Here is a 14,899-nt window from a genome sequence, read left to right as displayed (position 1 = left end):
TACTTGAATTAATTGAATTTATGTGCTACAATTCTAACAATTTGGGCATAAATAGAAAGGAGGAGGAAGAGCGAAATTAAAACTTTTGTTCTTCCTTTTTCTTTTGCCAAAAGTGGTGTAGTTTGCAAAGTAAGATTTGGAGGAAATGATGAAAGCATATTTGATTCTTGAAGACGGAACGGTATTTATGGGAGAATCTTTTGGTGCCAGAAAAGAAGTTATAAGTGAAATAGTTTTCAATACTTCCATGACAGGCTATCTTGAGATACTTACCGATCCTAGTTACGCTGGACAGGCAGTTACAATGACCTATCCTTTGATTGGTAATTATGGTATTAATTATCAGGACATGGAGTCAAAAAAAGCTCAGCCTGATGGTTTTATAGTTCGTGAAATAGCAGGAAAAGCCTCTAATTTTAGAAATGATGATTCTCTGTCAAGATTTTTAGTTGATCAGGGAATTACAGGCATTTATGGCATTGACACCAGGGCACTTACAAGGATTCTTCGTGAAAGTGGTACCATGAACGGTATGATAACTACTGACGAAACAAAACTTGGAAGTGCTAATATTTTGAATAAAATTAAGCGCTACAGGGTAGAAGGAGTGGTTGAGCGGGTATCTTGCAAAGAAAAGGAGATATTTGAACCTAGATTTGCAAGAAGACCTGACAAGGTATTTAAGCCTGAATTCCAGTTTAAGAATGACTTTGTTACAGAGGCAAAGTATAAGATTGCCCTTATGGACTTCGGTGCCAAGAAGAACATAGTGGATTCTCTTTTAAGAAGAGGCTGTGAGGTAACGGTTTATCCACAGAATACCAAGGCAGAAGAGATATTTAGGGATAAGCCTGATGGAATTATGCTTAGCAACGGACCTGGAGATCCGGCTGAATGTACTGATATAATAGAGGAGCTTAAGAAGCTTTTTGAGGGAGACATCCCTATCTTTGGTATCTGCCTCGGACACCAGCTTATGGCTCTTGCCAAGGGTGCAAGGACAGAGAAGATGAAGTACGGACACAGGGGAGCAAATCATCCTGTAAAAGACCTTTCTACAGGAAGAGTATATATTTCTACTCAGAATCATGGCTACATGGTGGTTGACAAGAGTATGCCTGAGGAGGTTGCAACTACAAGCTTTATAAATGTAAATGACGGTACTGTTGAGGGTATACGTTACACAGGAAAGAGAATATTTACTGTGCAGTTTCATCCGGAGGCTTGCTCAGGACCGCTTGATACAGGATATTTGTTTGATGAATTTTTAAGGGAGGTTAGTGATGCCAAGAATAGCTGATATTAAAAAAGTAATGGTTTTAGGTTCAGGTCCTATCGTTATCGGACAGGCCGCTGAATTTGACTATGCAGGTACTCAGGCCTGCCGTTCCCTTAAAGAAGAAGGTATAGAGGTTGTACTTGTTAACTCCAACCCTGCTACAATCATGACAGATAAGGATATTGCGGATAAGGTATATATAGAGCCACTTAATGTAGATGTAGTTAAGAAAATCATTAAAGAAGAGAAGCCTGACAGCATCCTCCCGACACTTGGAGGACAGGCAGGGCTTAACCTCGCTATGGAGCTTGAGGAGAGTGGCTTCCTTAAGGAGAACAAAGTAAGGCTCATAGGCACAACTGCTTTAACTATCAAAAAGGCTGAGGACAGACTTGAGTTCAAGAATACTATGGAGAAGCTTAAGGAGCCTGTTGCTGCTTCTACAATAGTAGAAGACGTTGAAGCTGCTGTAGAATTTGCTAAAGAAATAGGATATCCTATAGTTGTAAGACCTGCCTATACCCTCGGTGGTTCAGGTGGTGGAATAGCTGATGATGAGACTTCACTTAGACTTATATGTGAGAACGGACTTAGGCTTTCAAGAGTAGGTCAGTGTCTTATTGAGCGTTCAATCGCAGGCTGGAAAGAGATAGAGTATGAGGTAATGAGAGACAGCAGAGGTAACTGCATTACTGTCTGCAACATGGAAAACCTTGACCCGGTTGGAGTTCATACAGGTGATAGTATAGTAGTCGCTCCATCTCAGACACTTTCTGATAAAGAGCACCAGATGCTAAGAACTTCTGCTCTGAACATAATAGATGAGCTTGGAATCACAGGTGGCTGTAATGTGCAGTATGCCCTTAACCCTCATACCTTTGAATACTGCGTTATAGAGGTAAACCCTAGAGTTAGCCGTTCATCTGCCCTTGCCTCAAAGGCTACAGGCTATCCTATAGCTAAGGTAGCAGCTAAGATTGCACTTGGCTACACCCTTGATGAGATTAAGAATGCTGTTACAGGAAGAACATTTGCAAGCTTTGAGCCTGCACTTGACTATGTGGTTGTTAAGATACCCAGACTTCCTTTTGATAAGTTCATTACTGCCAAGAGAACACTTACAACTCAGATGAAGGCTACCGGTGAGGTTATGAGTATCTGTACCAACTTTGAAGGTGCTCTTATGAAGGCAATCCGCTCCTTAGAGCAGCATGTAGACAGCCTCATAGTCAATTACTACGAGGGCTTTACTGATGAGGATATCAAGGATGAGCTTCAAAAAGTAGATGACAGAAGAATATTCCTTATAGCTGAGGCTATCAGAAGGGGGATTACTCCTGAGTACATTCATAGTATAACAAAGATAGACGAGTGGTTCATAGACAAGATAGAGCGTCTTGTAAGATGTGAGCTTCGCCTTAAAAATGAGGAGCTTACAAAGGAGCTTTTATTTGAGGCAAAGCGTATGGAATTCCCTGATAAGGTCATTGCAAAGCTTACCGGCAAGACTGAAAAAGAAATCTACGATTGTAGAATAAAAGAAAATATCATTGCGGGCTTCAAGATGGTAGATACCTGTGCTGCTGAGTTTGAAGCAGTTACACCTTATTATTATTCCTGCTTTGACGGAGAAAACGAGAATACCTCAGTTACAGATAAGAAGAAGGTGCTTGTACTTGGTTCAGGTCCAATAAGAATCGGTCAGGGTATCGAGTTTGACTTCTGCTCAGTACACTGTGTATGGGCGTTTTCAAAGGCAGGATATGAGACCATCATCATAAACAACAACCCTGAAACAGTAAGTACTGACTTTGATATAGCTGATAAGCTTTACTTTGAGCCTCTTACTCCTGAAGATGTAAGAAATGTAGTAGAGCTTGAGAAGCCTTATGGAGCAGTAGTTCAGTTTGGAGGACAGACAGCTATAGGTCTTACCAAGGCTCTTATGGAGATGGGAGTAAAGATACTGGGAACATCTGCAGAAGATGTAGATGCAGCAGAGGATAGAGAGATATTTGACAATATCTTAAATGAAACAGGTATACCAAGAGCTTCAGGTGGAACGGTATTTACAGCTGACGAGGCTGTGGAAGTAGCTAATAGGCTTGGCTACCCTGTGCTTGTCCGCCCTTCTTATGTACTTGGTGGTGCCGGAATGAGAATAGCCATATCTGACTCTGATATAAGGGAGTATATAGACATAATAAATCGTAATGTTCAGGAGCATCCTATCCTTGTAGACAAGTATCTTATGGGTGAGGAGCTTGAAGTAGATGCAGTTTGTGACGGCGAGGACATCTTGATTCCGGGTATAATGCAGCATATTGAAAGAGCAGGCATACACTCAGGAGATAGTATTTCAGTTTATCCTTCACAGAATATATCGGCAGAGCTTATAGAAAGGATAGAGGACTATACAAGGAAGCTTGCAAAGAGCCTTCACGTAATAGGACTTGTCAATATTCAGTTCATCATCTATGAGAATGAAGTGTATGTTATAGAGGTAAATCCTCGTTCAAGCCGTACAGTACCATATATAAGCAAGGTAACAGGTATCCCTATAGTTGAGCTTGCTGCCAAGGTTATTATGGGAGAAAAGATAAGAAATCTCGGTTTCGAGCCGGGACTTCAGAAGGAAGCTCCTTATGTGGCAGTGAAGATGCCTGTATTCTCCTTTGAAAAGCTAAGAGGAGCTGAGATTTCCTTAGGACCTGAGATGAAGTCTACAGGAGAGTGTCTTGGTATAGCAAAAACTTTTGATGAGGCTCTCTTTAAGGCCTTCCTTGGAGCGGGAATTGACCTTCCTATTCACAAGAAGATGATAATTACAGTGTGTGATGAGGACAAGAAGGAAATCGTGCCTATAGCTGCAGGATTTAACAAGCTTGGCTATGAGATATATGCTACCAGAGGTACTGCTGAGGTACTTAAGAATAACGGTGTTGAGGTAACTCAGGTAAACAAGCTTGAGCAGGCTGCGCCTACGCTTATGGACCTCTTACTTGCACACAATATTGACCTTGTTATAGACACACCTTCTAAGGGGGCAGGAAAGTCTAAGGACGGCTTCCTCATCAGACGAGTTGCTATAGAAACAGGTGTTTCTGTTATTACTGCGCTTGATACAGCTACAGCCCTTCTTAGGAGTTTAACAAATTCTCATAAAGATGAGCTTGAAATGATTGACATAGCAACGGTTGCAAGAAGAGGAAATACCAATGGTTGATATAAAGGATGTTCTGTCTTTTAACTACTATACTTATAAAAAGCCATTTACCGGCAGTGATAACGGTAAGAGATACAGAATCGTAAGGCTTGAAAAGGAAATACTGGGAGAAGAGGGAACTGAGCCTACAAAGGAGGTAGTCTTCAAGGCTTTTCTTTGGAAAGATGTTCTAGCCTTTGAGAAGACCCCTGAAGAGGAGCTTCTTACTAAAGAATTTGCTTTCACTCCTTATGGGTTAGAACAGGTGGTTGACTGGATAAATACAACAATGTTATAATCAATCTAAACACCCAAATTATTTACCTTTGGATTAGGTTCATTTGGTAGATAATTTTGGAATATTATTCTTGGAGGAAAGATATGGGAAGGTTTTGTAAGTTTTGTGGAAATCCTATAGAGGATGGACAGGAATGTAACTGTGACGGAGCTGTAAAAGATAGACAGGAAAAGGCTGCATCAAGTGTGAGCGAGTCAGCAAATCCTGTAGTGGAGGCACCTGTAAATGCTGATGCTAACAGTGCTCCTGAAGTAACTAAAGATATCGAGGTAAAGGCCAATGAGTCCGTAAGTGCAGTTAACAACGCACCTCTTCCTGCGCAGAATGCAGGAAGTACCAGACAGGCTGGAAGTTCTGCGGGAAAGAGCTTAAATATTGATGTAGCTAAGATATTGAAAGATGCCTTAGGCGTAACCAAATCATTTTTAATGAATCCTTTTGAGGCATTAAAATCATCATTTGCAGAGAAAGATAAGCTAAGTCAGCTGGTTGCAGGCGGTATATCGGCCTTTATTATGTTTATATTTTTCATAATAATGGTTAATTATCCTGTATTTGATGCATTTACAAAGTTTAAGATAGCGTTTTTCTTAATCGTATTTTACTTAGCCATAAAAGCGGTATATGCTTTTGGAGTATTCATTTTCGCTAAGAAGCAGACAAAACCGGTGTCATACTTATCAGTACTTGGACTTTGTAGTCTGACTGCGATTTTAGATATGATAATTCTGTTTCTTGTTGTGATATTTATGTCGCTTTCATTATTCATGCTTTCCGGTATTTGTCTTGCGTTTTTGCTGGTAAACAATATTATGTCATCAGTAGTTATTGCTTACATAGCTTTTGAAGAGAATTTTGTTAAGACCTACAGAATTGGTCTTTTACTTCAGCTTATTATTGTTTGTATAGTTATCCTATTGCTTGATATTTTAGGAAGAAGCATCTTATCTAGCATATATTCAAGTATATTTGGTAATATGAACTACATGAATATGTTTGGTAACGTTTATTAAATATAGAGATTATAAAGGTCACAGAAGTACTATTATCTGTGGTCTATCTATAGGAATTAGTAATACTTGTAGGGAAGAAGTACACATAAAAGATAGGAGTTAAGATATGAAAAAAGGCGGATTAGTTTTCTTGTCAATTATATTGGCTCTTGTAATCATTGCACTTGGAGCATCTGCAGGTGCACTTGCTTATACCAATGGAGTGCCTGCGATAAAGCAAACATCAGTTACTGCTGAGAATACAGACGATAATACAGACAATGGATATACCTCAGAAGATGTTGCTGACACACAGCTTACAAAGAGTTTTGACCAGTTCACTGTAGACAACACTATGTCGTCATCAGAAGATAAAGACAAGAAGGATGATGCTAGTGACAACAAGGAGGGTGAAGAAGAATCTTCAGAGAATAAGGAAGATGCAGGCGAATCCACGGAGAGTAGTGAAAAAAACGATGATACGACTACCAACGAAGCTATTGAAGCTGGTGAATCAAAAGAAAATAGCGAAAATAGCGAAGACAGCAACAATACAGAGGGAACTGTAACAGGAGAAGAAGACAAAAAAGAGGTTAAGGAAGAGAAGAAGAAATCAGATACAAAATATCTCTTTGCTGACAGTGCTAAAAAGAAACTGAATAAGAAGAGTGCGAAGGCACTTGTAGAAAAGATTGAAAGTAAGGGCTACAAGATGCCCAGTGACAGATCAGTTGCAAGAATGATAATAAATGAGATGTACGCAAAACATGGCGCAAAGTTTAAGGATAACGAGGTTCAGAAATACTTCAATAAAAAAAGCTGGTACAAGAATAAAAAGAAAGTTAGTACAGACAAGGCTTTTTCTAAAATGAGTGCACTTGAAAAAGAGAATATAGAAGTGCTTGATGAGATTGATAAAGCGAATTAATTAAATGGAGGGATTATATGTTTTGTGAAAATTGCGGAGCAGAATATTTTGGTAAGCAGGTATTTTGCGAAAAATGTGGTCACAAACTGCATGACTCGGATTATTCTCTTGATGAAAATAAAGAAGAACAGAATGCAGCTGAAGCTACAGGGGAGCCAGTGTCTATAGAAAACAATCAGCAGTCAGAGCCAATACCTGCAGAAAATAATAAACTGCCGGAGTCTGAGCAGGTTGCAAACAATCAGCAGGTACAGCCTTCGCCTGTGGCAAATAATAGGCAGCCTCTAGCGAACAACGGCAAGCGTAAGAAGGGTATATTTGGAGTAATCAAGTTTTTATTTTTAGAAATTATCATTCTTGGGGCTATGATATACTTTTTAGTTCCTTATATCTTTGGTAATTTCAGTGCTGAACAAAAGGCAAAACAGTATTTCGTTGCTCTTGTAAATGAAGATTATGACAGTGTGTATTCTTTGTTTAATATAAATACAGAGGATGATAAGAATTTCTTGCTTAAAAAGGATGGAATAAAGCAGTACCGTGCTTCTGCCGGCTTAACGGATGTCCTTAATTATAAGGTAAACGATAATGATTCTTTTTGGAAAATGGACAAGGGTGATGATATACGTAAAGAAGTTGTTATATCCTATACCAACAGGGGGGATAGTAAGGAGCATACATTCACTGTAAATCTGGTAAAGGAATCAGCTAAGAAGTATTATATATTTGATGATTGGAGCATAGACTATGTCGGAATTGCTGCTTCTAATGTCAAGATAAATGTGCCTGATGGAGCTAAGGTAAAGGTTGATGATGTTGAGATTCCTGAGAAGTATGTGACAACAGGTGAAGTACCTGGTGATAGTACTTATACAATTCCTATAATATTTACCGGGAATCACAAAATTGAAGTATCTAAAGATGGTTTAGAAACATTGAAAAGAAACGAGACAGTTACAGGCAATAATGATAATATCACACTTGACGATATGAGGCTGTCTAAGGATACTGCAGAAGCACTTGAAGAGCTGGCTATAAACAATATGAAGTCGGTATATTTGGCTGCGTTAAATGGTGATTCTTTTGACAAGATTAAGGATATCTTTGTGCAGGATGCGGATAGTCTTAACTCGATTAAGGCCCAGTACGATGAGCTTGCACAGGGATTAAATAATGACAGCAGACATGTTACTAAGATTGATTTTACTTCTGCGAATACTGAGATAGATGTGACAGAGCCTGTTGTGACAAAAACAGTGTTTTATCAGATATATTTCTCTTATTACTACAGGCCTTGGTTTGGCGACCCGGAATGGAAGGATAGTAATAATACCGGAAGCATGTACATTAGGACAGAGTTTAAGTACGTTGATGGTAAATGGCTTCAGACAGATCTTGGCTGTAAAAAACCAAGTATATATGCGTTTTAATATCTATGCTCGATTTATTTGAAGTAAAAATGCTGTAAACACAGTAGGGCAGAAGCTCTGAGAGTGTTTACAGCATTTGCTTTATAAATCTTAATACTTAAGAGTCATCATTCATCATTTAAGAAAGAATAGTCATCTTCATTTTCATCCGCCTCAGCAAGGGCATTGATAGAGTCCATATCAAGCTCTCCTGTAAAGAGTTCATCATCATCAACATCATCATCATCATCATCAGCGGCAACAATTTCATCTTCACTAACATCATCCATAAGAGTCTCGTCCGGTTCACGCTCGGAAAGTTGTGCCTCATACAGGCTGTTTGCTTCTTCTATGATAATTTCAGCAAGTTCATTTGTATCTATAATTTTGGCTTCTTCCACAACCAGCTGGGTATATTTAACAACATTGCCGGATACCATTCTTATATCACTTTCTTTGATAAGGTTTATATCCTTCCTATAAGGCAAATGGTCATAGATAGTATTGGTAGGATCCTTCAAATCGCTAAAAGGTCTTAGAGCTCTCATAAAATTTGACTCGCTAATACCAAACACCTGCCTTTCACAAAATATTTTTTGTCAAATAACTTGACGACTGTATCGTAAGATTATATCACAAAAACTTTGAATTGGCTATAGCTAAAATAAGTGGTATAATAGACAAAGAGACATGCAACACTAAATAAAAATTGGAGGCAGGGTATGAAAGCAAAGGGTATTACGGTATTATTTTCGATTGTTTTAATTTTTAATTTATTTTTTTCGGTATTCAGCACAGTTCCTGTCCTGGCAAAGGATAAAGCTCCGGTCATATCTGTAGACGGAAGGATTGCTATAGAGAATCCCGGAAGTGTAGTCACAGACGGAAAATACATCTATTATGCCTATCAGGGTGATGGCAGGCGTATGGACATAATAAAGCTTAACCCTAAGACTCTTAAAAGCAAGAGTATTGCCAAAAAAACGGGAAACGGATATACCAACCTATCTATAAAGGGTAACTATATCTATGCTGTACTTGATAAGGTGTTTGGATATGGTACAGGCTACGAAGAACCCTATATTTACCGGATTTCAAAGGATGGAAAGACTAAGACTAAGCTTGCGGTTGGAAAAGAGCCTGTAATTATAGGTGATAAAATCTATTATTTTTCAGGTAAGATATACACAGTTAAAGAAGGAAACCTGAAATTCAAGGATTTCAAAAGTGACGGCTATATCTCAAGTATGGACTTAAACGGAAAGAATAAAAAGAAGGTGTTTGGAGTCAGCGTTGAATACAATGGCTTGTTAAAATTATTTAAGAGTGGCGAGAGGTTTTATTATACTACGGATAACAAGACAGTTTATGATATGAGGGGTAATGTAGTTAAGTCAAGAAAGTTTATAAATGCAGGAGAAATACGCCTTGATACCTTCAGTCTTGACAGCAGCTACAATGTAAAAACTAAGCTTCTATACCGTAAAGCCGGTAAATTCGGTGAGGGTGAGATTCAGGTTGGAACATATAAAAATAAAAAATGGAAATATAAAAAGATATTGACCAACAGCGTAACTATCAACTTTTCTGTTCAGGGCGACTATATGATGGTAAAGGAGATTGTAAATGTTACATCTGAGAAGTCTTTAATAAAAGTATATCTACTTGATAAAAGCGCAAAGATACTTAAGGAGCTTCATTCTTGGACGCCGGCAGAATAAGACTGTATAGAGATGATTATAAACATAATGCTGTTGTTTAGAACTGTGTTTCCTAACAGATAAACCTTGTTAGATAAGATTATGCCGGGATTAAAAATTAAAACGTGAGCAGGTAAATAATAGAATTGGGAGCTTTATTAAATGAAAGATTTGATAGTTTTAACAGGTCCTACTGCGGTAGGCAAAACTTCTCTGTCCATAGCCCTTGCAAAGGCTGTGGACGGAGAGATAATATCCGCAGACTCCATGCAGGTATATAAATACATGAACATAGGAACTGCTAAAATTACAGAAGAAGAAAAGTGTGGTATTCCTCATTTTCTGATAGATGAATTAGAGCCTGACGAGGAATTCAATGTAACCATATTCAAAAATAAGGTTATGGGATACATTGAGGATATAAAAAGCAGAGGGAAGGTGCCTATCATAGTAGGAGGTACAGGCTTTTATATCCAGTCCGTCATCTATGATATTAACTTTAATGAATATGGTGATGACAGCAATGTCAGGAAAAAATATGAGGCTATGGCAGAAACTTTAGGCAAAAGCGAACTTCACAAAAAGCTTGCTCTGGTTGACAGGGAATATGCTGCTTCGGTTTCTTATAATAACGTAAAAAAGGTTGTGAGGGCGCTTACTTTCTTTGAAATGACTGGAGAGAAGCTCTCGGAGCATAATAAGAGGGAGAGAGAGAGGAGTTCCCCCTTTGACTTTGCTTACTTTGTGTTGACCATGGACAGAAAAAAGCTTTATGAGAGAATTGATAAGAGAGTTGACCTTATGTTTGACATGGGGCTTGTGGAGGAGGTTAAAGCTCTCATGGCAAAAGGATATGATAAGTCATTGGTGTCTATGCAGGGTATTGGCTATAAAGAAGTGATTGATTATCTAGGTGGTAAAACGAGCCTTGAAGAATGTATAGATATTATCAAAAGGGATACCAGGCATTTTGCCAAAAGGCAGCTTACCTGGTTTAAGAGGGAAAAGGTGGTAACTTATATCGACAAAGATGAATTTGATGAAGAAGATAAATGTTTAAAAGAAATGCTAAGAGTATATAATTCATAGTTTGTTTATGTTATAATGTTAATTATACTTTTGGAAAGTCTATAATACGAGTGAACCGGAGTTTTAATTAGAAAATGACGGATTATATGTATTTCCCGGCAGTTACAGGAGACAAGGTATGAAACTACATTTTATTGGTGCTGATCACGAGGTCACAGGAAGTGCACATTTTTTGTCTGCTTGTGGCAAAAACATATTGGTAGACTATGGTATGGAGCAGGGAGTAAATGTATTTGAAAATGCAGAGCTTCCTGTATCTCCATCAGAAATCGACTATCTTTTGGTTACACACGCTCACGTAGACCATACAGGCATGATACCTGCTCTTTATAAGAATGGGTTTAAGGGTGAGGTATATGCTACTTCTGCGACCTGTGAGCTTTGTGATATTATGCTTAGAGATTCTGCTCACATTCAGGAATTTGAAGCTGAATGGAAGAATAGAAAGAATAAAAGAGCAGGTAAGGAGCATTTTGAACCTGCTTATACTATGGAAGATGTAGAGGGAGTTCTTAGTCATTTCTACAAAGTAAGCTATAATGAAGACTTGACATTATGTGAGGGTATAACCATCTCTTTTACTGATGTGGGACATCTTTTAGGCTCATCAAGTATAAAGATTATTATAACTGAAGATAATGTTACCAAGACCATAGTATTCTCTGGTGATATAGGTAATATCAATCAGCCTATAATAAAGGATCCTGCTTACACAACTGAAGCCGACTATGTAGTGATGGAATCAACCTATGGTGACAGACTTCATGGGGATAGGATTGACTACGTGTCTGAGCTTTCTGATATCCTAAACGATACCTTTAGCAGGGGTGGCAATGTAGTTATACCATCCTTTGCAGTTGGACGTACTCAGGAGATACTTTATTTTATCAGGAAAATAAAAGAGGACAGGCTGGTATACGGCTATGACGACTTTGAAGTAATAGTTGACAGCCCTCTGGCTATAGAGGCTACTAATATATTCAAGGAGAATTATGCCGACTGCTTTGATGAAGAAGCTATGGAACTTATCAACGCCGGCATCAATCCAATCAGCTTTGAAGGGCTTAGAACCTCTGTGACGAGTACGGACTCGATTGCAATTAACTTTGACAAGAAGCCTAAGGTTATTATCTCAGCATCAGGTATGTGTGAGGCAGGACGAATAAGGCATCACTTAAAGCATAATCTCTGGCGGAAAGAATGTACTATACTATTTGTGGGATATCAGGCCGTGGGAACCTTAGGGCGGATACTTGTGGACGGTGCAGAGCGGGTTAAGCTATTTGGAGAAGAAATTGAAGTAAATGCTGAAGTAAAAGTGCTTGCAGGAGTTAGTGGACATGCGGATAAAAATGGGCTCATTTCTTGGATTTCAGCCTTTAATCCAAAGCCGGCGGCAGTGTTCATAGTGCACGGAGAAGACAGGGTTGCAGAGAGCTTTAGACTGGCTCTAGAAGAAGAGTATCACCATAATGCTTATGCCCCATACAGTGGCTCGGTATATGACCTTTCTTTAGGGAAGTGGGAGTATATTGCAGAACCTGTATTCATTAAGAAAGAAGTTAAACAGGGTACTCATAAGGCAGAGTATGATAAGCTCATAAATGCTGGTCAGAAACTGCTTGACATCATAAATGCAAACAGCGGACTAGCCAACAAAGACATGATTAAATTTGCGGAACAGATTGAATCACTGTGTAACAAGTGGAAATAACGGGGGGTAAAATGGGAAAAAATAATAATGTGGTAGTTCTAGACAATGAGATTGCTAACAAGCTTAGTCAGTTAGATACGATATCACTTAAAGACGGACTTACAGGTCTGTGGAATAAAAAATGCCTCGCTGATAAAGTAGATGATTATGTTGGTGGAGAAGTTAATTCAGGAGCCTTATTTATCATTGAAATTGATGATTTCGCAAAGATAAATGATGAATATGGCCACATTATGGGTGATGCATGCCTTGTTAGACTTGCAGGGGTTCTTAGCAGCTCATTCCGCGAAAGAGATGTGGCTGCGAGGATATCAGCAGATGAATTTGGCGTATTTTTGGTAGGTACCCTTACCTACAAAGACATCAACAGCATAGCGGCCAAGCTCTTAAAGGTATCAAGGGAGAGCTTTGAGGGTATGAAGTTAGATAAGGACTTCACCATATCCATAGGCATAGCCAAAGCACCTGCAAATGGAAGTGATTTCCTCTCGCTATACAGAAAGGCTGTAGAGGCACTAACCAAGTCTAAGCAAGTCGGTAAAAATGGTTTTATGATTGCTGAAGAGAACTATTCAGAGAATAAATCCATCAATACTGATGCGGATATGGATATAGTTAAGCACCTCATATCCGAGAAAGACAAACCTCTTGGGGCCTACAAGGTGGAGTATGACGGGTTTAAACATATATTCAGGTTTATTTCCAGATATTCTGACAGAAAGGAAACAGGTATAGAAATCATCCTTTTTACAATATCAAAAAAAGATGGAAGTATGATAGATCCTCTTACGCTCTCAGATGCTATGTTTGACCTTGAAAATATTATCAAAGTGTCTCTTAGAATAGGGGATGTGGCCACCAAGTACAGCTCCTGCCAGTATCTGGTAATGCTTGTAGGTGCCAATAAGATTAAGCCCCAGGAGGTAGTTGAAAGGGTGGTAAAGAACTATTCTTTCTTTGCTGACAAATACAATATTGTTGTAAAATATGATATTGACTATAAATCGCTTCAAGAGGGATAATGATGGAGATAGAAAGAAAGTTCCTTATAAATGAACTTCCAACAGACCTTGATTCCTATGAAAAAATAGAGATAGAACAGGGTTATATAAGCAATAAGCCTACTATAAGGATTAGAAAGGCTAATGAAAAGTATTTATTAACTGTCAAAAGTAAGTTTGGAGTCAGCGGGAATGAAGGCGGCCCGATAGTTAATAATGAGCACGAGTTCGAAATAACCAAAGAGGAATATAATCACCTTAAAGAAAAACTAAAAAGGGATGTCTTAAAGAAAATGAGATACCTCATTCCTTTAGAAGGTGGACTTGTTGCGGAGCTTGATGTATTTAAGGAAAGGTTTGAGGGTCTTGTATTCGCTGAGGTGGAATTTCCTTCCATAGAGGCTTCTAACAGTTTTGTTAAGCCCCATTGGTTAGGCAAGGATGTAAGCGATGATAAAAGATACAAGAACGCCCAAATAATAAAGCTAAGCGGTTATAATAAGGCATATTTTGAGGAGAAGGTATGAAGATTATATTGTCTCCTGCCAAGAAAATGAAGATGGACACAGACTTTTCGGGAGTTATCGGAAAGCCTGTGTTTCTTGACGATACGAAGATAATCCTCTCTTGGCTGAAGGGAAAAAACAGAGAAGAATTAAAGAAATTATGGAAGTGCAACGATAAGATTGCTGATGAAAATTATGAAAGAATTGCAGGTATGAAGCTAACGGGCAATCTACCCCCTGCAATTTTATCTTATGAGGGTATAGCTTATCAGTATATGGCTCCGGCTGTATTTGATGATGAACAGCTAAGCTACATACAGAGTAATCTAAGAATTTTGTCTGCTTTTTACGGTGTAGTAAAGCCTATGGACGGTGTAAGCCCTTACAGACTGGAAATGCAGGCAAAGGCTGATGTAAATGGAAGCAAAGATTTATATGAGTTTTGGGGAGATAAACTCTATAAGGAGGTAAGGGATGAGAGTGGAATCATCATAAATCTTGCTTCGAAAGAATATTATAAGTGCATTGATAAGTATTTAACGGATGAAGATAGGTTTATTACCTGCGATTTTGTGGAGGAGGTGAAGGGAAAGCTTGTCACCAAGGGAACCTATGCGAAGATGGCAAGGGGCGAAATGGTGAGGTTTATGGCTGAAAAAAGAATAGAGAATCCTGAAAATATTAAGAAGTTTGACAGGCTCCACTATATTTTTAGGGAAGATTTATCCAATAATGTGAAGTTTGTATTTGAAAGAAAAAAACAATTGTGTTAAAATAA

The 14,899-nt window shown here is 38.5% G+C and carries 13 protein-coding genes; 12 read left to right on the top strand and 1 reads right to left on the bottom strand.

Features of this window, described 5'->3' with window-relative positions; translation table 11 throughout:
• Positions 1-148: 148 nt before the first annotated feature.
• From ACO6HM_RS04760 to ACO6HM_RS04735, 6 genes are all read left to right on the top strand, one after another.
• Positions 149-1,300, top strand: a complete 1,152-nt coding sequence (locus tag ACO6HM_RS04760) for a carbamoyl phosphate synthase small subunit (protein WP_485390005.1) — start codon at positions 149-151, stop codon at positions 1,298-1,300.
• Positions 1,284-4,505 (top strand): carbamoyl-phosphate synthase large subunit, encoded by a 3,222-nt coding sequence (carB, locus tag ACO6HM_RS04755; protein WP_485390004.1) that lies wholly within the window; start codon positions 1,284-1,286, stop codon positions 4,503-4,505. The genes ACO6HM_RS04760 and carB overlap by 17 nt, the downstream gene beginning before the upstream one ends.
• A complete protein-coding gene (locus ACO6HM_RS04750; RefSeq protein WP_485390003.1) occupies positions 4,498-4,782 on the top strand; it encodes a hypothetical protein in 285 nt (94 codons plus the stop codon). The genes carB and ACO6HM_RS04750 overlap by 8 nt, the downstream gene beginning before the upstream one ends.
• 83 nt (positions 4,783-4,865) lie before the next feature.
• On the top strand, positions 4,866-5,795 hold the full coding sequence (locus tag ACO6HM_RS04745; RefSeq protein ID WP_485390002.1) for a hypothetical protein: 930 nt from the start codon (positions 4,866-4,868) through the stop codon (positions 5,793-5,795).
• Between the two features lie 106 nt (positions 5,796-5,901).
• The gene (locus ACO6HM_RS04740; protein WP_485390001.1) at positions 5,902-6,702 is read left to right on the top strand and encodes a YARHG domain-containing protein; all 801 of its coding nucleotides are present in this window, start codon (positions 5,902-5,904) and stop codon (positions 6,700-6,702) included.
• A 17-nt stretch (positions 6,703-6,719) separates the two neighbouring features.
• The gene (locus ACO6HM_RS04735; protein WP_485390000.1) at positions 6,720-8,132 is read left to right on the top strand and encodes a zinc ribbon domain-containing protein; all 1,413 of its coding nucleotides are present in this window, start codon (positions 6,720-6,722) and stop codon (positions 8,130-8,132) included.
• A 107-nt stretch (positions 8,133-8,239) separates the two neighbouring features.
• Here the strand turns inward: ACO6HM_RS04735 and ACO6HM_RS04730 are convergent, their stop codons facing one another.
• A complete protein-coding gene (locus tag ACO6HM_RS04730) occupies positions 8,240-8,659 on the bottom strand; it encodes a hypothetical protein (protein WP_485389999.1) in 420 nt (139 codons plus the stop codon).
• Between the two features lie 174 nt (positions 8,660-8,833).
• On the opposite strand from ACO6HM_RS04730, the gene ACO6HM_RS04725 reads away from it, so the two are divergent.
• The 6 genes from ACO6HM_RS04725 to yaaA all read left to right on the top strand — a co-directional run bounded on the left by ACO6HM_RS04725 (position 8,834) and on the right by yaaA (position 14,894).
• The gene (locus tag ACO6HM_RS04725; RefSeq protein ID WP_485389998.1) at positions 8,834-9,832 is read left to right on the top strand and encodes a hypothetical protein; all 999 of its coding nucleotides are present in this window, start codon (positions 8,834-8,836) and stop codon (positions 9,830-9,832) included.
• A 141-nt stretch (positions 9,833-9,973) separates the two neighbouring features.
• Entirely contained in the window at positions 9,974-10,900 is a 927-nt protein-coding gene (gene miaA, locus ACO6HM_RS04720) for a tRNA (adenosine(37)-N6)-dimethylallyltransferase MiaA (protein WP_485389997.1), read from the top strand.
• A gap of 118 nt (positions 10,901-11,018) precedes the next feature.
• Positions 11,019-12,614 (top strand): MBL fold metallo-hydrolase RNA specificity domain-containing protein, encoded by a 1,596-nt coding sequence (locus ACO6HM_RS04715; protein ID WP_485389996.1) that lies wholly within the window; start codon positions 11,019-11,021, stop codon positions 12,612-12,614.
• An 11-nt stretch (positions 12,615-12,625) separates the two neighbouring features.
• Entirely contained in the window at positions 12,626-13,636 is a 1,011-nt protein-coding gene (locus ACO6HM_RS04710; RefSeq protein WP_485389995.1) for a GGDEF domain-containing protein, read from the top strand.
• Positions 13,636-14,142 (top strand): CYTH domain-containing protein, encoded by a 507-nt coding sequence (locus tag ACO6HM_RS04705; protein ID WP_485389994.1) that lies wholly within the window; start codon positions 13,636-13,638, stop codon positions 14,140-14,142. The genes ACO6HM_RS04710 and ACO6HM_RS04705 overlap by 1 nt, the downstream gene beginning before the upstream one ends.
• A complete protein-coding gene (yaaA, locus tag ACO6HM_RS04700) occupies positions 14,139-14,894 on the top strand; it encodes a peroxide stress protein YaaA (protein ID WP_485389993.1) in 756 nt (251 codons plus the stop codon). Before ACO6HM_RS04705 ends, yaaA begins: the two co-directional genes overlap by 4 nt.
• Positions 14,895-14,899: the final 5 nt, after the last annotated feature.

It is taken from the genome of Catonella sp., assembly GCF_057250765.1.
The sequence above is the reverse complement of the archived record's forward strand: the minus strand, read 5'-3'. Positions and strand labels throughout refer to the sequence as shown.

Bases quoted from the DNA above. Each gene is read 5' to 3' on its own strand.
- ACO6HM_RS04760 (WP_485390005.1), top strand. From the start codon at position 149: ATGAAAGCATATTTGATTCTTGAAGACGGAACGGTATTTATGGGAGAA.
- carB (WP_485390004.1), top strand. From the start codon at position 1,284: ATGCCAAGAATAGCTGATATTAAAAAAGTAATGGTTTTAGGTTCAGGT.
- ACO6HM_RS04750 (WP_485390003.1), top strand. From the start codon at position 4,498: ATGGTTGATATAAAGGATGTTCTGTCTTTTAACTACTATACTTATAAA.
- ACO6HM_RS04745 (WP_485390002.1), top strand. From the start codon at position 4,866: ATGGGAAGGTTTTGTAAGTTTTGTGGAAATCCTATAGAGGATGGACAG.
- ACO6HM_RS04740 (WP_485390001.1), top strand. From the start codon at position 5,902: ATGAAAAAAGGCGGATTAGTTTTCTTGTCAATTATATTGGCTCTTGTA.
- ACO6HM_RS04735 (WP_485390000.1), top strand. From the start codon at position 6,720: ATGTTTTGTGAAAATTGCGGAGCAGAATATTTTGGTAAGCAGGTATTT.
- ACO6HM_RS04730 (WP_485389999.1), bottom strand. From the start codon at position 8,659: ATGAGAGCTCTAAGACCTTTTAGCGATTTGAAGGATCCTACCAATACT.
- ACO6HM_RS04725 (WP_485389998.1), top strand. From the start codon at position 8,834: ATGAAAGCAAAGGGTATTACGGTATTATTTTCGATTGTTTTAATTTTT.
- miaA (WP_485389997.1), top strand. From the start codon at position 9,974: ATGAAAGATTTGATAGTTTTAACAGGTCCTACTGCGGTAGGCAAAACT.
- ACO6HM_RS04715 (WP_485389996.1), top strand. From the start codon at position 11,019: ATGAAACTACATTTTATTGGTGCTGATCACGAGGTCACAGGAAGTGCA.
- ACO6HM_RS04710 (WP_485389995.1), top strand. From the start codon at position 12,626: ATGGGAAAAAATAATAATGTGGTAGTTCTAGACAATGAGATTGCTAAC.
- ACO6HM_RS04705 (WP_485389994.1), top strand. From the start codon at position 13,636: ATGATGGAGATAGAAAGAAAGTTCCTTATAAATGAACTTCCAACAGAC.
- yaaA (WP_485389993.1), top strand. From the start codon at position 14,139: ATGAAGATTATATTGTCTCCTGCCAAGAAAATGAAGATGGACACAGAC.